This is a genomic window from Aestuariimicrobium ganziense (genome assembly GCF_015352975.1).
Classification (GTDB): Bacteria; Actinomycetota; Actinomycetes; order Propionibacteriales; family Propionibacteriaceae; genus Aestuariimicrobium; species Aestuariimicrobium ganziense.
Genome location: NZ_JACYIZ010000002.1, coordinates 60,116 through 76,027, shown reverse-complemented (window position 1 = coordinate 76,027; position 15,912 = coordinate 60,116). Strand labels below are relative to the sequence as shown.

At 68.0% G+C, this 15,912-nt stretch carries 18 protein-coding genes, 1 tRNA gene, 1 other RNA gene and 1 pseudogene; 12 read left to right on the top strand and 9 right to left on the bottom strand.

Annotation, left to right across the window (positions count from 1 at the left end; all coding sequences use genetic code 11):
* Window positions 1-3 precede the first annotated feature (3 nt).
* The 4 genes from IE660_RS03990 to IE660_RS03975 all read right to left on the bottom strand — a co-directional run bounded on the left by IE660_RS03990 (window position 4) and on the right by IE660_RS03975 (window position 2,640).
* Window positions 4-267: a hypothetical protein gene (locus IE660_RS03990; RefSeq protein WP_203567062.1), complete on the bottom strand. Its 264-nt coding sequence runs from the start codon at window positions 265-267 to the stop codon at window positions 4-6.
* 1 nt (window position 268) lies between these two features.
* Window positions 269-1,786 (bottom strand): molybdopterin-dependent oxidoreductase, encoded by a 1,518-nt coding sequence (locus tag IE660_RS03985; protein ID WP_203567061.1) that lies wholly within the window; start codon window positions 1,784-1,786, stop codon window positions 269-271.
* 105 nt (window positions 1,787-1,891) lie between these two features.
* Window positions 1,892-2,530, bottom strand: a complete 639-nt coding sequence (locus IE660_RS03980; protein WP_203567060.1) for a helix-turn-helix transcriptional regulator — start codon at window positions 2,528-2,530, stop codon at window positions 1,892-1,894.
* Between the two features lie 36 nt (window positions 2,531-2,566).
* A tRNA-Val gene (locus IE660_RS03975) sits at window positions 2,567-2,640 on the bottom strand.
* A 130-nt stretch (window positions 2,641-2,770) separates the two neighbouring features.
* Here IE660_RS03975 and IE660_RS16110 point away from each other — a divergent pair.
* Window positions 2,771-2,896: a hypothetical protein gene (locus tag IE660_RS16110; protein ID WP_268882536.1), complete on the top strand. Its 126-nt coding sequence runs from the start codon at window positions 2,771-2,773 to the stop codon at window positions 2,894-2,896.
* A gap of 91 nt (window positions 2,897-2,987) precedes the next feature.
* Entirely contained in the window at window positions 2,988-3,332 is a 345-nt protein-coding gene (locus IE660_RS03970) for a hypothetical protein (RefSeq protein ID WP_203567059.1), read from the top strand.
* A 9-nt stretch (window positions 3,333-3,341) separates the two neighbouring features.
* On the opposite strand, the gene IE660_RS03965 is transcribed toward IE660_RS03970, so the two are convergent.
* Complete coding sequence (locus IE660_RS03965) at window positions 3,342-3,725, bottom strand: MFS transporter (RefSeq protein WP_203567058.1); 384 nt, start codon at window positions 3,723-3,725, stop codon at window positions 3,342-3,344.
* Between IE660_RS03965 and IE660_RS03960 the strand changes: the two genes are divergently transcribed.
* The 6 genes from IE660_RS03960 (at window position 3,724) to smpB (ending at window position 9,045) form a co-directional block, all read left to right on the top strand.
* Window positions 3,724-4,116, top strand: coding sequence for a GNAT family N-acetyltransferase (locus tag IE660_RS03960; RefSeq protein WP_203567057.1), 393 nt, complete (start codon window positions 3,724-3,726; stop codon window positions 4,114-4,116). The two genes, IE660_RS03965 and IE660_RS03960, sit on opposite strands and share 2 nt — an antisense overlap.
* A gap of 11 nt (window positions 4,117-4,127) precedes the next feature.
* Window positions 4,128-5,237 carry a peptide chain release factor 2 gene (gene prfB, locus IE660_RS03955; RefSeq protein ID WP_203567056.1) on the top strand — a complete coding sequence of 370 codons (1,110 nt, stop codon included), beginning with the start codon at window positions 4,128-4,130 and terminating at the stop codon, window positions 5,235-5,237.
* Window positions 5,238-5,371: 134 nt separating this feature from the next.
* Window positions 5,372-6,058, top strand: a complete 687-nt coding sequence (gene ftsE, locus IE660_RS03950; protein ID WP_203567055.1) for a cell division ATP-binding protein FtsE — start codon at window positions 5,372-5,374, stop codon at window positions 6,056-6,058.
* Window positions 6,059-6,085: 27 nt separating this feature from the next.
* Complete coding sequence (gene ftsX / locus IE660_RS03945) at window positions 6,086-6,988, top strand: permease-like cell division protein FtsX (protein ID WP_207730956.1); 903 nt, start codon at window positions 6,086-6,088, stop codon at window positions 6,986-6,988.
* A 74-nt stretch (window positions 6,989-7,062) separates the two neighbouring features.
* On the top strand, window positions 7,063-8,499 hold the full coding sequence (locus IE660_RS16330; RefSeq protein ID WP_203567054.1) for a peptidoglycan DD-metalloendopeptidase family protein: 1,437 nt from the start codon (window positions 7,063-7,065) through the stop codon (window positions 8,497-8,499).
* Window positions 8,500-8,574: 75 nt separating this feature from the next.
* Window positions 8,575-9,045: an SsrA-binding protein SmpB gene (gene smpB / locus IE660_RS03935; protein ID WP_203567053.1), complete on the top strand. Its 471-nt coding sequence runs from the start codon at window positions 8,575-8,577 to the stop codon at window positions 9,043-9,045.
* Window positions 9,046-9,075: 30 nt separating this feature from the next.
* Here the strand turns inward: smpB and IE660_RS03930 are convergent, their stop codons facing one another.
* Window positions 9,076-9,453 (bottom strand): FKBP-type peptidyl-prolyl cis-trans isomerase, encoded by a 378-nt coding sequence (locus tag IE660_RS03930; protein ID WP_203567052.1) that lies wholly within the window; start codon window positions 9,451-9,453, stop codon window positions 9,076-9,078.
* Between the two features lie 123 nt (window positions 9,454-9,576).
* Here IE660_RS03930 and IE660_RS03925 point away from each other — a divergent pair, with 123 nt between their 5' ends.
* Entirely contained in the window at window positions 9,577-10,293 is a 717-nt protein-coding gene (locus IE660_RS03925) for a DUF1707 and DUF4870 domain-containing protein (protein ID WP_203567051.1), read from the top strand.
* A gap of 113 nt (window positions 10,294-10,406) precedes the next feature.
* Window positions 10,407-10,774, top strand: a transfer-messenger RNA (tmRNA) gene (gene ssrA / locus IE660_RS03920).
* Between the two features lie 141 nt (window positions 10,775-10,915).
* Here the strand turns inward: ssrA and IE660_RS03915 are convergent.
* Genes IE660_RS03915 through IE660_RS03905 form a run of 3 tightly spaced genes read right to left on the bottom strand, consistent with a single transcriptional unit; the run spans window position 10,916 to window position 14,237 of the window.
* Window positions 10,916-11,830: a cation diffusion facilitator family transporter gene (locus tag IE660_RS03915; protein ID WP_203567050.1), complete on the bottom strand. Its 915-nt coding sequence runs from the start codon at window positions 11,828-11,830 to the stop codon at window positions 10,916-10,918.
* On the bottom strand, window positions 11,827-13,818 hold the full coding sequence (locus IE660_RS03910) for a heavy metal translocating P-type ATPase (protein WP_328701830.1): 1,992 nt from the start codon (window positions 13,816-13,818) through the stop codon (window positions 11,827-11,829). Before IE660_RS03910 ends, IE660_RS03915 begins: the two co-directional genes overlap by 4 nt.
* Window positions 13,815-14,237: a metalloregulator ArsR/SmtB family transcription factor gene (locus IE660_RS03905; RefSeq protein ID WP_328701865.1), complete on the bottom strand. Its 423-nt coding sequence runs from the start codon at window positions 14,235-14,237 to the stop codon at window positions 13,815-13,817. Before IE660_RS03905 ends, IE660_RS03910 begins: the two co-directional genes overlap by 4 nt.
* A 681-nt stretch (window positions 14,238-14,918) precedes the next feature.
* On the opposite strand from IE660_RS03905, the pseudogene IE660_RS03900 reads away from it, so the two are divergent.
* Both IE660_RS03900 and IE660_RS03895 read left to right on the top strand, forming a co-directional pair.
* Window positions 14,919-15,236: pseudogene (locus IE660_RS03900) on the top strand (type II toxin-antitoxin system death-on-curing family toxin); the annotation flags it as partial.
* 277 nt (window positions 15,237-15,513) lie between these two features.
* Window positions 15,514-15,912 carry a GNAT family N-acetyltransferase gene (locus tag IE660_RS03895; protein ID WP_203567046.1) on the top strand — a complete coding sequence of 133 codons (399 nt, stop codon included), beginning with the start codon at window positions 15,514-15,516 and terminating at the stop codon, window positions 15,910-15,912.

Below are 15,912 nucleotides of genomic sequence, written 5' to 3'. Positions count from 1 at the left end.
AGGTCAGGCCGGAGGCGCCTGGTCGTCGACCAGTGTGAAGTCGCCCGCCTCGGCCAGCGCCCGGCGGATGACCTCACGATCGGGGACGACGTCGGCCTTGTGCTTGACCCACAGGTCGGCCACGTCGGTGTTCTCGGTCACCTCGAAGGTGGCCTGCCCCATGCCCTGCTCAGCGAACACGTCGTAGAGCGACTGGAGGGCACGCTTCACCTCGTCAGGGGAGGTGATCCCGGCCACGCGGAAGCGGGTGCTGTCGATCTCCGGCATGTCAGATCCGTCCGTTCAGGGCCTGCAGGGCCGAGTCCTCGCGGGTGCCACCGCGGCCGTCGCCATAGGTCTTGTAATCGGCGATCCAGCGCACCGACCTGACCCACTTGACGTGCTTGTAGCCATGGTTTGACTCGACCCGCACGCGGGCAGGGGCGCCCAAGTACTTCGGGATCGGTTGGCCGTTGCGCTCGTAGGCCAGGATCGTGTCGTCCTCACCCAGGGTCTCGAGGTCGATCACCGCGTAGAACGGCTCGCGCGGACGGTTGTCGATCATCTTCTGGGCCAGACCGTAGGAGTCGACCAGCACGTAGTTCGCACCGGCCGGCTTCTCACCGAGCAAGCCGAGCACGTCGGTCAGCTTCACGCCGGTCCAGCGTGAGGTCGCCGACCAGCCCTGCATGCAGGTGTGGGTGGCGATGTAGGAGGTCTGCGGCAGGGCCCTGAGTTCGTCGAGGGTCACCGTCTTGGTCACGCCACCGATGTCGTCGCCGACGGTGATGGTGTAGCCGTCCCAGTCGCTGTCGGCCCAGGCCACCCACTCGGTCGACTCCTCCTCGGTGGGCGGAAGACCGTTGGTCCAGTGGAACTCGGAGATGTCGGCGTCGGTGTAGCTGCTCTGAGTGGCGTTGCGCGGACGCATCCAGTTGAGGAAGATCTTGCGCCCGATCTCGGTGAAGCCGACAAGGAAGCGATGTGCGCGCGGGCGGTCGGCCAGCGTCCAGTAGCTCAGCCCGATCCAGAACAGGGCCACCACGACGATGGTGACGATCATGATGACGAGGGCCTGGGCGGCGCGGGCAGTGTCGACGTCGCCGAAGACCATGTGCACCACGTTGTGGTCGCGGTGCACCAGGAAGACCAAGCCGACGTGCATGATGATGAAGCCGGTCATCAGCACCATGGCGATGAAGTGCAGCGAACGCGCGCCCTGGTGGCCGCCCCAGAACTTCACGTACCAGGGGTAGCGCGAGCGAATGGCGGGAGCCATCGCGACACCGGTGAGCATCATGAACGGCGCCAGGATGAAGATGACGCCGGTGTAGGTCAGCATCTGCAGCGGGTCGTACGGGGTGTAGTGCGAGATGTCGGGAACGCCGAAGCCGGCGTAGATCTTCATCGACTCCCAGGCCTCACCGAACACGCTCCACGAGGTGGGCACGATCCGGCGCCACAGTCCGGTGGCGAACAGCAGGGTCACGTAGATGATGCCGTTGAGCACCCACAGCATGACCGAGAAGCCGTGCCAGTGGCGCCCGAGCCCGATGTTCTCGCGGCCGGGCAGGGCGATCAGCGGTGAGAGCGACTTCTCGTCCATCAGCGAGGTGTAGACGCCCTCCTCCTTGGGCAGCTTGCGCTTGGTGAAGCGCAGCCACTCGGTGCCGGGGGCGCAGTCCTTGCGCCACCACAGCCGTGGCAGGGATGACAGCATCTCCCAGCCGGAGCGCAGGAGCATGCCGATCAGGACGAGGTTGATGAGGTGCGAGGCGCGCAGCCAGAAAGGAAAATCAGGGTTCATCCGTTTCTCCACTCAGAGTGTAGAAAGCAGTAAAACACAGGAACTGAGGTTTTCGTGGCTGATCTGGCCAAGGATTCAGGAAGTGTCCAACCGGACTCTTCCGACTCAGGCCTCATGCACCTTCATCAGGCAGGCGTCGGGCTCGGCGAAGGGCAGCAGATCGGCCGACTGGCCGGGCTCGAGGACGGTGTCGATCATGCCTTGGTGCATCGCGCAGACCACCTCGGGGTGCCGGTGGGCCATCTCGAGCAGGGGGCAGGCCAACAGCCTGATCTCACCGGGCTGCTGACCGGGCCGCGGAGCGAAACCGAGCTGGGTCAACCCCTCGACCAGGCCGGAGCCGAGGTCGTGGCGTCCGCGGCCCCACTCCCGGCCGATGGTGCGTGCCACGTTGATGCCCTCGGGCAGGTCGGCCAACGACCGTGTGACCGCCTCCAGCAACTCGGCCTGGGCGGTGTCGGTGACCTGGTGGGCGAGGTGCCGACGGCCTGCGTCGGTGATCGTGAACGACTGGGCAGGTCGACCGACGCCGGAGCTCACCAGGTCGACCCGCAGCAGGTCGGCCTGAACGAGGGCGTTCAAGCTGTGCCTGGTGGCGTTGGGGTGGCCACCCAAGCTGTCGGCCAGCGTGGCGATGGAGACCTCAGGACCCAAGTGGTCGACCGCGGCCAGCACGCGCAACTTGGCGGGCGTGAGCTGGGCGGCGTCGTTGCCCGACGGCGTCCTGCTGGGTCCGTTGCTCACCACTTCAGATTAACCCAGTGGTCGACGGCTGACCGGTGGGCGCAGAGGGGCTCGAACCCCCGACCCCTTGCTTGTAAGGCAAGTGCTCTGACCAACTGAGCTATGCGCCCTTCGGTGCCCGGGGGAACGATGCTCCCGGACACCGCGCACCATTGTGCCAGCCCCCACACCTGACAACCGGGCGGGTTCGTGGGGGGTGGTGTGGCTATGAGGATGACGTGCACAGCGAGGATGGGTGTCGTGACCACCTGGCGACGCCTGCCGATCCCGGCTGCAGCGGCGGTACTGGTGGCGTCCATGGGCAGCCTCGGCCGGGATCTCCTGGCGTCCGGTCAGGCTGCTGCACTGCTCACTGCACCCGGGTGATGGTCCCTGCACGGCGGCCGAGCAGAGTGGTGCCCTCGCCGCCGACGACGGCATCCGCACCGGCAGCTCACTCCAGGGCAACGGCGATGGAATGTTCGTCTCGTTGATCATCGCCCATGAGCTCGGCCACTACCTGCAGGGCAGTGTGGTGGTGAGCCCCGACAGCCCATTCGTGCTCGAGTCAGGCGTCGACGACACCGTCGGCATGCGCAAGAACCGACGCGTGGAACTGCAGGCCCAGTGCCTGTCGGTGGCGATGGTGCACCAGGGCTCGCCCCTCGAGGCCGCGACGCTGATGACCTACGTGTACGGCTCGGACGAGGCGCACTGGGACGTGACCTCGGGCAGGTTCTGGTCGATGCAGGGCCTGAAGGGCAGAGCAGGGGAGTGCAACGCGATCATCGCCGACTCGTCCCTGGTCGATTACCAGCCTTGACGCGTCCGCTCAGTCGTGGGTGCGTGACATCACCAACAGGCCGATGGCGGCCAACACCCCGAACACCGCCGGGACGACGAACACCAGCGGCAGCCCGAGGCTGGCCACACCCAGACCCCCGGTCAGGCCGCCGAGGGCACTCGCGACCGGCATCGAACTCATGAACACACCTGAGGCCGTGGCCATCCGTGACGGGAACAGGTCCTGCGCGACGATGATGCCCATCACCGCGAAGACGCCCCACACCCCGCCCATCAGCCCCTGTCCCGCGAACATGCCGGCGGCGCTGCCCCAGAAGGCGAAGCAGATGTTGGCACCCACACCGAGTGCCGCGCCGACGGCCAGCAGTCGCATCGCCCCCATGCCACGAGCCAGCAGCACGCTGAACGGCATGATGACCAGTTCGACCAGCGGCTACCACTGGGGCATCGAGGTCGATGGTGACCTGGTCGGTGCCATCAGCGTGGTCAACCTCGACGGGCACGACGCCAAGGCCGAGGTCGGTGACGTGGTCGCCCGCCGGGCGTGGGGACGAGGTCTGGCCACTGAGGCCCTGACGGCGGTGGTCGCGCACATGTTCGAGGAGGTGGGACTGAACCGCCTGTACGCGGTGCACGCCCCCGGCAACACTGCCTCGGGTCGGGTGCTCGTCAAGGCAGGCTTTGAGCACGAGGGTCTGGCGATCGACCACATGCGGTGCACGGAGGGCTTCCAGGACTGCCACCTGTACGGCCTGACTCGGGGCCAGTGGCGGCGCAGGGCCGACGAGGCCGCGGGCGGGTAGACTCGGCTCTCGTGGCACTCGCAGACCTCCAGCAGCAGATCACCGACCTCGACAAGTCCCTGAACTCGATCGAGGCGGTCATCGACCCTGCCGGCAAGCAGGCCGAGATCGCCGAACTCCAGCAGCAGGTGGCCGCGCCCGACCTGTGGAACGACCAGGCCAATGCCCAGCGCGTCACCTCCCGGCTGTCGCTGCTCGAGAACGAGATCAAGCGGGTCGCCGACCTGCGCACCCGGCTCGATGACGCCGAGGTGCTGCTCGAACTCGCCGCTGAGGAGGGCGACGCCGACTCGATGGCCGAGGCCGAGCGCGAGGTCAACTCACTCACCCGGGCGATCGAGGCGCTCGAGGTGCGCACCCTGCTCTCGGGTGAGTACGACGCCCGCGAGGCGATGGTCACCATCCGGTCCGAGGCCGGGGGAGTCGACGCCGCCGACTTCGCCCAGATGCTGCTGCGGATGTACACCCGGTGGGCCGAGCGCCACTCCTACCCGGTCGAGGTCTACGACGTCTCCTACGCAGAAGAGGCCGGCATCAAGTCGGCCACCTTCTCGGTCAAGGCCCCATTCGCCTACGGCACGCTCTCGGTCGAGCAGGGCACCCACCGGTTGGTGCGGATCTCGCCGTTCGACAACCAGGGCCGCCGCCAGACCTCGTTCGCCGGTGTCGAGGTGCTGCCGGTCACCGAGGAGACCGACCACATCGACATCCCCGAGGCCGACCTGCGGGTCGACGTCTTTCGCTCGTCGGGCCCTGGTGGGCAGTCGGTGAACACCACCGACTCCGCGGTGCGGTTGACCCACCTGCCGACCGGCATCGTGGTGAGCTGCCAGAACGAGAAGTCGCAGTTGCAGAACAAGGCGGCCGCGCTCAGGGTGCTGCAGTCGCGCCTGCTCGAGCGGGCCCGCCAGGAGCGCGAGGCCGAGATGAACGCCCTCAAGGGCGACTCGGGCAACTCGTGGGGCTCGCAGATGCGCTCCTACGTCGTCCACCCCTACCAGATGGTCAAGGACCTGCGCACCGACCACGAGGTCGGCAATCCCGACGCGGTCTTCGACGGTGACATCGACGGCTTCATCGACGCCGGCATCCGCTGGCGCCGCTCGAACACCGACGACTGAGCCAACCCCCGCGCCGCCATCGCGACTCAAGGTGGCGGGCGTGGCGTGAGGGTGCTCACAGCGCTCTCGCCTACACTCGACGCAGCCGGCCTGAGAGAAACTCAGGAACTTCCCCAACTCCGGCTGAGGTCTGCATGATCACCTTCGACGACGTCACCAAGCAGTACGAGGGCGGTACTCGTCCGGCTCTGAAGAACGTCACCGTCCAGATCGACAAGGGCGAGTTCGTCTTCCTGGTCGGGCAGTCGGGCTCAGGCAAGTCGACCTTCACGCGGCTCATCCTGCGCGAGTACCGGCCGACCAAGGGCACCGTCTACGTGCTCGGCAAGGACCTCGACACCCTGCACTCCTGGAAGGTGCCGGCGCTTCGCCGCCAGATCGGCACCGTCTTCCAGGACTTCCGGCTGTTGCCGGGCAAGACCGTGCACCAGAACGTCGCCTTCGCACTGCAGGTGATCGGACGACCGACCCGCGAGATCAAGCAGGTCGTCCCAGAGGTGCTTGAGACCGTGGGGCTGTCGGGCAAGGGCCACCGCCTGCCCGAGGAACTGTCCGGTGGTGAGCAACAGCGGGTGGCGATCGCACGGGCCTACGTGAACAAGCCGAAGATCCTGATCGCCGACGAGCCCACCGGCAACCTCGACCCGGCCACCAGCGTGGGCATCATGAAGCTGCTCGACCGGATCAACCGCACCGGCACCACCGTGATCATGGCCACCCACGACGCCACCATCGTCGACCAGATGCGCCGCCGCGTGATCGAACTCGATGCCGGCCAACTCGTCCGCGACCAGAGCAAGGGCGTCTACGGCAGCGCCTGATCGCGCCGGACGTCGAGGAGAGAACACATGCGCCACACACTGCGTGAGACCTGGTCTGGACTGACCCGCAACGCCGCGATGACCGTCGCGGTGGTGGTCACGATCTGGGTGTCGCTGACCCTGTTCGGGCTGGGCCTGCTTATCAACAAGCAGGTCGACCTGCTCAAGGACCGCTGGTACGACCAGATCGAGATCTCGGTCTTCCTGTGCGTTAAGGACTCCACCAGCGGCAACTGCGAGCCCGGTCAGGATGTGACCCAGTCGCAGAAGGACGCCATCAAGAAGGCACTCGAGGCCAATCCCGAGGTCGAGAAGGTGATGTTCGAGTCGAAGGAGGAGGCCTACCGCGACTTCCAGGAGACGTACAAGGACTCACCGATCGCCGACGACCTGACCGTCGACCAGATGCAGGAGTCGTACCGGATCAAGCTCAAGGACCCCGAGCAGTACCAGGGCGTGGTGACCGAGGCGATGGGCCTGCCCGGCGTGCAGAACGTGCAGGACATGCACACCGTGCTCGACCGGATCTTCGCCGGCCTCAACGCCCTGAAGTGGGGGACCGTGGCGATGTCGGTCGCCCTGCTGGTGGCCGCCTGGGTGCAGATCTCGAACACCATCCGGATCGCCGCCTTCGCCAGACGCCGCGAACTGGGCATCATGCGCCTGGTCGGCGCCTCGAACACCTACATCATGCTGCCCTTCCTGCTGGAGTCGCTGGTGGCGGGTGTGCTGGGCGCGGTGTTCGCCTCGGCGACGCTGCTGGGCCTGCACCACCTGGTGATCACACGCAACCTTGAAGTCTCGATGCAGGCTTTACGGTGGCTTGAGCGGGGCGACGTGCTGGTGGTGGTCGGTTGGGTTGCCCTGACCGCAATCGCGCTCTCTATAGTGCCGACACTGATTGCCACCAAGCGGTACCTGAAGGTGTGACGCCGATGGGCCGCGAACAGGAGTGTGACCACGTGACCAGCGGACTTCCCCCCGCCCACGCAGCCACTCGTGTCGTGCGTCGCACTGTGCGCGACCTCGGACGAGCCGCGCTTGTCGTCCTGCTCGGCGCCGGTCTGGTGCTGGCCCCCCTGAGCGCCCACGCGGACGACCTCGACGACCGCAAGAAGAAGGTCGAGACCGAACTGGCCCAGTCCAAGGCCGACCTCGCCGAGTACAACCAGGAGGCCATCCAGGCGGCCAACGAGCTGAAGCGCTCCGAGGCCGCGCTGCAGCAGGCCCAGGGCGAACTGGCCAGGACTGAGAGCCAACTGCGCGAGGCCCGGGCCCAGGACGCCAAGCTCGCCGGCGAACTCAAGGTCGCCCAGGCCGAGCTGGCCAAGGCCAAGGCGGCCGCGGCCAAGGCAGCCGCCGACGTGGAGGAGTTCCACGCGACCATCGGGGCCCGCGCCCGCGAACAGATGCAGCAGCGCAGCAGCGTCAGCGGCCTGGCCATCCTGGTGACCAGCACCACCACCGGTGACCTCAACCAGAAGATGCAGTGGGGCACCACCATCTTCGACAGCTCCGGTCGCCAGATGGACCGTCTGCGCGCACTCAAGCTCAAGCAGGACGCCGCCGAGGCCGCTGCCACCAAGGCCGAGGCGACCGTTGCCGCCGCCCGCAAGAAGGCCGCGCAGCACCTGGCCACCTCGACCACCCTGAACCAGCAGGCCACCGCCGCCCGCGACGAGGTGGCCCGCGCCACCACCGCTCGCGCCCAGGCCAAGCAGAAGGCCGACCAGATGGTCGCCTCCGAGACCAAGCGTCAGCAGGAACTGGTCAGTGAGCAGTCCGCGGTCAACAAGCGGATCGCCGACCGGATCGCCAAGGCCAAGGCTGAAGCGGCCCGCAAGGCCAAGCTCGAGGCCGACCGCAAGGCCAAGCTCGAGGCTGCGCGCAAGGCCAAGGCGGCAGCCGATGCCAAGGCCCGCCAGGATGCGGCCAAGCGCAAGCAGTCCACGCCCACCAAGCCCAAGCCTGTCACGGCCTCCAGGCCGAAGACCACCTCGTCCAACACGTCGCGGTCGACCAGCCGACCCGCGGTGTCGTCGTCCACCCCGTTGTTCTCGATGCCGGTGAGTGGTCCGATCACCTCGGTCTACGGCATGCGCCTGCACCCGGTGCTGGGTTACTGGAAGCTGCACGACGGCACCGACTTCGGTGCGGCCTGTGGTGCCCCGATCCGCGCTCCGCGCGACGGCGTGGTGGCCGAGCGCTACTACAACGCCGGCTACGGCAACCGCCTGATGATCGACCACGGTGTGGTCAACGGCCGCTACCTCACCACCGGTTACAACCACGCCACGCACTACGTGGTGAGCGTCGGTCAGCGGGTGAAGCGCGGCCAGGTGATCGGTTACGTCGGCACCACCGGGTACTCCACCGGCTGCCACCTGCACCTGATGGTGTGGCAGGACGGGCAGGTCGTCAATCCGATGGTGTGGTTCTGAGCCTGCTTGTTAGGCTGTCCGTCGGCGCTCGCCTGCGATGACCGATGACGGGCGACCGAACGACAGGAGGGTGCTGTGCCACGCGAGAAGGGGCGCAAGCTGGTGGCGCAGAACCGCAAGGCCACCCACGACTACCACATTGGTGACCGCTACGAGGCGGGCATGGTGCTCACCGGCACCGAGGTGAAGTCGCTGCGGGCCGGGCGGGCCTCACTGGCCGACGCCTACGCCACCGTGGACGACGGAGAGGTGTGGCTGCGCAACGCCCACATCCCCGAGTACGCCTTCGGCACCTGGAAGAACCACGCCACCCGGCGCACGAGGAAGTTGCTGCTCAACCGGCGCGAGATCGACAAGCTCGAACGAGAGGTCGCCAACTCGGGTCGGACGATCGTGCCGCTGGCGATCTACTTCTCCGACGGCTATGCCAAGGTCGAGATCGCCGTCGCCACCGGCAAGCGGGACTGGGACAAGCGCCAGGCGATCGCCGAACGCGATGCCCGCCGCGACACCGAGCGGGAGCTGGCCGCCCGGCGCCGCCGTTGAGCCGTCAGCCGTCGGTGGGGGTGCAGGGGGTCATCCCCCGCATGAAATGAGGTCGCAGACGAAGATGAGGGTCTCGCCGGGCTTGATCACGCCACCGGCGCCGCGGTCGCCGTAGGCCAGGTGCGCGGGGATCACCAGTTGGCGTCGTCCGCCCACCTTCATGCCCTGAACGCCGGTGTCCCAGCCCCGGATCACCATGCCGGCGCCCAGCGGGAAGCCCAGGGGCTCGCCACGGTTCCAGCTGGAGTCGAACTCGGCGCCGGTCGACCAGGCGACACCGACGTAGTGCACCTCGACGAACTGGCCGGCGGTGGCCTGGGGGCCGTCGCCCTCGACCAGGTCGGTGATGACCAACTCGGTGGGGGCATCGCCCTCGGGAATCTCGACAGCAGGCTGCTGATCAGTCATGGTCTCGACCCTAGGGCACGCCTCGCACAGCACGCGAGGAGCAGGCTCACCGGGGTCGGATGAGGGTTGGCTCGGGGTCGATCCTGACCCCGATCCGTGGGGGTGACGACCTAGGCTTGGGGCATGAGCCAGACGCCACGCTTCCCGACCAGTCCCACCAGCCAGCAGAGGCTGCAGGCACAGTTGGGCCAGATGGCGTTCAACCAGGGACTCGCGCACGTGACGCGCAGCCACCCCAACCTGACGCTGCGCGTGACAGAGGCGCAACGGGACAGGGCCCTGGCCTACCTGCAGGGCGCCTACGCCGACGGACGACTCAGCGCCGACGAACTCGACCACCGGATCGGGCAGGCGCTGGTGGCCGAGACCCGCGCCGAACTGAACGCCGCGTTCTCGGGACTGGTGCAGATCCCGCTGTCGTCGGCTGCCGTGGGAGCACACCCGGCCTACGCGCCATTGGTCAACCAGCACCGTGACGGCACCGCCGGACGCGTCACCGCCACATTGGGCCACCTGTCGGCGCTGGGCACCTCGATCGTGGGCCCGGGCCTGGTGTACGCGGTGACCGCCAAGGACAGCTACGCCAAGCTTGAGGCCGCCAAGGCGTTCAACTTCCAGGTCACCATGCTCGGCCTGATCATCGGCTCGGCGATCTTCCTGGAGTGGCTGCCCTTCCACGGTGCGCTGATGGCGCTGCTGGGCATCAGCTGGCTGGTGTTCACCGTTGTCGGCGGGCTGCGCGCCTCCAACGGTGAGGAGTGGACCAACCCGATCAACCGGGTGCTGCCGGTGCGCGTGCTCGAGGACCGGCCGGCACACAAGCGTCGTCCCCGTCGCTGACGGCCGGAAACACAGGTGCGCGCCACCTCGGCGACAAGGTAGAATGGAGAGGCGGTGCGGCCACCGGATCGCCTCGACTCAGGTCGGGCGACGAAGGCCGGTACAACTCAACAGGGGGTGACTGGTTTCGACTTGGGACGGTAGTCCCAGGGGAAGCGGGTCGAGAATCCAAGGTCAACTCGTAAATGTCCCTTGGAAACCAATAACTGCCGACAACACTCGCGCAGACTTCGCTCTCGCTGCCTGAGCAGTGACCGAAGGGTCAGACTGAGACCGCCTTCGACTCAGATCCTGGCCTCATCAAGAAGGCTTGCTGATCAGCCTGCGTCGCAGGGGCTGATCGGGACTCAACTGTGACTGGGCTCGTCTGCCACATGCCGCCATGAGGGCAGGAGCCAAGTAGAACGCCACGGCGGCTGCACCCGGAGAAGACCTGGTTCGCCTCTTGAGGACGCGGGTTCAATTCCCGCCACCTCCACCCCTGTGCCCCTGCCAGCTCGCTGGCAGGGGCTTTTTGCTTTCACGCCTCGAAGACCCCCGGGCAGCCCCGAGGACGAGACCTTCTTGGACGTGAGTCTCGAGTACGTGCGTCATCTAGGCACATGCCGACCCGAGGAGTTGGTCAGGCGTGGGCGGTGTGCTCGCGGTCGGCGTGTCCGGGTGGTTCGAGCTGGAAAGTGGAGTGCCCGATGCTGACGTCGAAGTGCTCGGCCACGCAGTCCTGGAGGTGGGCCAACATCTCGGCGGCGTGACCGTCGGTGAAGCACTCCTCGTCCAGGACGACGTGAGCCGTCAGCACGGGTAGGCCGGTGGCGATGGTGGAGGCGTGGAGGTCGTGTACGTCCTGCACGTGCCGCACCGCGAGCACGTGGGCGCGGACGTCGTCCAGGTTCAGCCCCTTGGGTGTGGACTCCAGCAGGATGTGTCCGGCCTCTCGCAGGATGGTGATGGCGCGGGGCACGATGAGGGCGGCAATGAGCATTCCGGTGATGGCGTCGATGCGGACCCACCCGGTGGTGGTGATGATGATCGCGCTGATGATGACGGCCACCGACCCCAGGGCGTCGTTGACGACCTCCAGGAACGCGGCGCGCATGTTGAGGTTGGCGACACGTCCGGAGCTGAGGACCAGCATGGAGACGATGTTTCCGGCGAGGCCGACGATACCGAAGATGAGCAAGCCGGTGGAGCTGACCTCGTGCGGTTCGTACAGGCGGCGGACGCCCTCGACGAAAGCGTAGAGCCCGACCCCGAGCAGCACAGTGGCCTGGGCTCCCGCGGCGAGTACCTCGGCCCGGCGGAACCCCCACGTCCGCTCGGGTGTTGGCGGGCGCAGGGCCAGCGACGCGGCGATCAGAGCCATGCCCAGCCCGGCGGCGTCGGTAACCATGTGCCCTGCGTCGACCAGCAGAGCCAGAGAGCCGGTCCACAACGCCCCGATGACCTCGGCGACCAAGATGGTCGAGGTGATCGCGAACGCGACCACCAGCGGGCCGCGGTGGGTGGTGGCGCTTCCGTGGTTGTGGCCTGCGCTCATGCGCGAGCTCCTTCCAGGTGGGTACGGTCCTGCGCCACGCCGGGGGCGGCGAGGTGTCTGCTGCGGCCGGCACGGACACCGTTGGCGATGACGAGGACCTCGGCCAGCTCGTGGACCAGGACGACCGCAGCCAGACCCAGAACGCCGAATAGGGCCAGCGGGATCAGGGCCGCGATCAGGGCGAGGGAGACCACGACGTTTTGCAGCATGATGGCGCGGGTGCGGTGGGCGTGCTCGAACGCGTACGGCAGCAGCCGCAGGTCATCACCCATGAGGGCGACGTCGGCGGTCTCGATCGCGACGTCGGTGCCCATCGCGCCCATCGCGACGCCGACGTCCGCGGTGGCCAACGCGGGTGCATCATTGACACCGTCGCCGACCATCGCGGTCGGCCCCTGGGTGCGCAGGCCGGTGACCACCTGGGACTTGTCTTCCGGGCGCAGGTCGGCGTGCACCTGCTCAATGCCGGCCTCGGCGGCCAGGGCCCGTGCGGTGACCTGGTTGTCCCCGGTCAGCATCACCACGGTGTAGCCGTGGTCGGCGAAACGGGCGATGACCTCGGCGGCCTCGGGCCGCACTTCGTCCCGGACCGCGATGGCGCCGGCCGGGTGGCCGTCGACCTCAACCACGACCGCGGTCGCGCCGGCCTGCTGCATGCGCGCCACATCACCTGCCAGGTCGCCGGGGGTGACCCAGCCGGGTCTGCCGAGCCGGACCCGCGCACCGTCGACGGTGCCGACCAGACCGGCGCCGACCACGGCCTGCACGTCCTTCGCGGCGGGCACCGTGGCGGTGGCGGCCAGGATGGCTGCGGCCAGCGGGTGCTCGCTGCGCGCCTCCAGGGCGGCCGCCCACCCCAGCACCTGGTCCCGGTTGTTCCCTGGTGCGGTAGCGACGTCGACGACGGCCGGCCGGTTACGGGTCAGCGTGCCGGTCTTGTCCAGGGCCACGGTGCGGACCCTGCCCAGTGCCTCCATCGCCGCACCGCCCTTGATCAGGAGTCCGCGGCGGCTCGCCGCCCCGATTGAGGCCCCCGCGGTGACCGGCACCGAGATCGCCAACGCGCACGGGGAGGCGGCCACGACCATGACCAGGGCCCGGTGCACCCAGACCGACGGGTCATCGAGGAGGGTGCCGAGCAGCGCGGTCAGGACGGCGGCGACGAGGATGCCAGGCACCAGCGGGCGGGCGATCCGGTCCGCGAGCCGCTGGGTGGCGCCGCGGCGGGACTGCTCGGTCTCGACCACGTGCACGATACGGGCCAGGGAGTTGTCCTGCGCGGTGGAGGTCACCGTGACCTCCAGGGCGCCGGTGCCGTTGATCGATCCGGCGAAGACCTCCTGACCGGGCCCGGTCTCCACCGGCATGGACTCCCCGGTGATGGCCGAGGTGTCCAGGCTGCTGCGGCCGCTGCGCACGGTCCCGTCGGTCGCCAGCCGCTCGCCCGGACGGACCACCATGACGTCCCCGGTCACCAGTTGGGCGGGGTCAAGGACGACCTCTTGGCCTCCGCGCAGCACCGTCGCCTCCTTGGGCACAAGGTCCAGCAGTGCCCTCAGGCCGTGCCGGGTCCGGGCCAGGGAGTATTCCTCCAGTCCCTCGCTGAGGGAGAACAGGAACGCCAGCGCGGCGGCCTCCTCCACCTGCCCCAGCAGGGTGGCGCCCACGGCGCCGATCGTCATCAGCAGGCCGACGCCGAGCTTGCCGCGCGCCAGCCTCCGCAGCGCACCGGGCACGAACGTGGACCCGCCCACAAGCAGCGCCGCTGCGGCCAGCACCAGCTCCACCGTCTCCCAGCCCCCGAGTCCGGCGAGGAACCCAACGCCGAGCAGGGCGCCGGAGAGCAGACTCAGCCGGATCTCCCGCACGTGCCAGAGCCGGGTGACCGGTTCCTCGACCTCGCCGCCGCCCGTGAAAGGCGGCGGCGTTCTCTCACACCCGCACGCGTCCACGAGCACCTCCCGCTGCGGGGTCTCCTCGCGGCTCACGCCCCCGCCTCCTGCCCGGCGTGGGTGCGTAGCTGGTCCGGGGCGGGGTTGCCCTCGGTCCCGACGCCGTAGTTCGGGCACAGCGCCACCGCATACCCCGAGGAGGCGAGGAGTCGCTCTGCGGCGTCCAGCACGCCCAGCAGCTCAGGCACGCTGGTGAGGGAGAACATCGAGGCCCGACCCTGCGGCCGGGACACCACCAGGCCACAGTCACGAAGGCACGCCAGGTGGGCGCTCACCGTCGACTGCGCCAACCCAAGGTGTTCCGTGAGGTCACGCACGCGGTGCTCGCCCAGGCTCAGGTGCTGCAAGATCGCCAACCGGGACGGGTCCGATAGGCCGTGGAACAGCGCAGCCGCCAAGGACAGTCCTGCATGGGGCTCCGGATCCCTATGGTCGCTCAGACTATTCGCTGGCATCGTCATGTAGCGATGTTAGCGCACTCTCTGCATGCCGCGCGTCGCCAGGTCAGGTGGACTTGCGGTACCGCGAACGGGCCGCGACAGACCGGCCCTCTGTGTGTGCACACTCTTCTGCCGCGATGAGGGTGGGACGTGGACCAATCCCTGACCTGGGTCTTGTCCGGGTGATGCGGCGCGCTGTATCAGCATCAGGTGATTACTGAAGGCCAAGAGTTCGACACATGCCCCCCGAGCTCCACCCCTGTAGAAGCCCCGCCGGCTCGTGCCGGCGGGGCTTTCGTTGTGTTGGCCTCAGCATGCTCAGAGATCTCGGGGACCGGGGGGAGTGCCTTGGACCGTTCCCGGAGCAGCCTCGCGAGCGCTCAGCGCCAGTGGTGCCGTCGAAGGCTCGTACGCCGGAAGCCACTGACAAGCCCCGGACTCGTCATTCGTCGCCGGTCGGCTTGGCATCCTTGAGCCCATGTACCCCTTGGCGACCATGGCCCCGGCGACCTACCGATGACGGTTCGACTCCAGACCATCCGGGTGATCCATGAAGTAGCCCAGCGTCGGGGGCACGTTCAAGAGGTCGCGGCCTCGTCGTCCCACGCGCGAAGCCGCTACGCAGAGGTTCTGGAGCGGCTCGGCCGGTGAGCGTCTTCCTGGACGGAAGACCTTCTTGAGCTCGCCAGCGATCTCGGAGGGGGGCCGGTGCGGGATGTGGGTCTGCTGGAGTCGGCTGCCCATCGTCCCACGACTGCTCTGTGGGGAGCGGATGCCTGTCCGACGCTGTTCCTCAAAGCAGCTGCCCTACTGGACTCGGTGGTCAACCACCACGGACTTGTTGATGGCAACAAGCGCTTGGGTTGGCTGGCGACTGTCGTCTTTGTGGACCTGAATGGAGTCTTGGTCGAGGCGCCCGATGACGCCGCCTCGGACCTGGTGTTGACGGGTGCCAGCCGGGGCGCGATCCTGTCCAGGATTTCTGATGCCCTCGAGGCTTGGGGCCAGCCGTAGAAGATGGATCAGCGTTCACCGGGGGGCAGGTCAGGACTCCGTCGCACTACGGCAGGCCTGCTGCCGCTCAACTGACATCTGCTGTCACAAGTGCGACACCAAGCACCTGGTCGTGACCAACCCGAGGCGGCTCTCCGCCTGGCGGAGCACCGCGATGGCGCGCACTGGATCCTCGTGTGGGTCGACCTCAGCACTGGCCAGTACGTCGCGAGCCGATCTCATGGCCTCGGCAGTCGGCGAGCCACCGTCGGGAACTCGCCACGTCTACGATGAACCGATGCTCCACGTGCGGCCAGTGGTGCCCAATGATGTTCTGCTGTGGGCCGAGGTCGAGCCGGACCGGTGGAGACTTGGGGGCAATCGGCGCTCGTTCGTCGCGGAGCTCGATGGGCAGCTGGTCGGTCACTGCCGTGGCATCGACAACGCCTGCCACCCTGGGTCCAGGACCTTGGTGCTCGAGGTGCGAACGGAGTGGCGAAACCGGGGTGTCGGCACTGCGCTGTTGAAGGCCCAGGTCGAGGCATCCACCCTGCCGCTGCGCGCCAAGATCACCGGAGCCATGCCCGAAGCCTGGGCGCTGGCGCGCACGTTCGGCGCCGTGGTGGAGCAGGCCTGCCCGCCCTGGCGGCGCGTCGTGGAGCCCCCCTCTTCGGGCCTGGGCAGACCAGCACCGTGA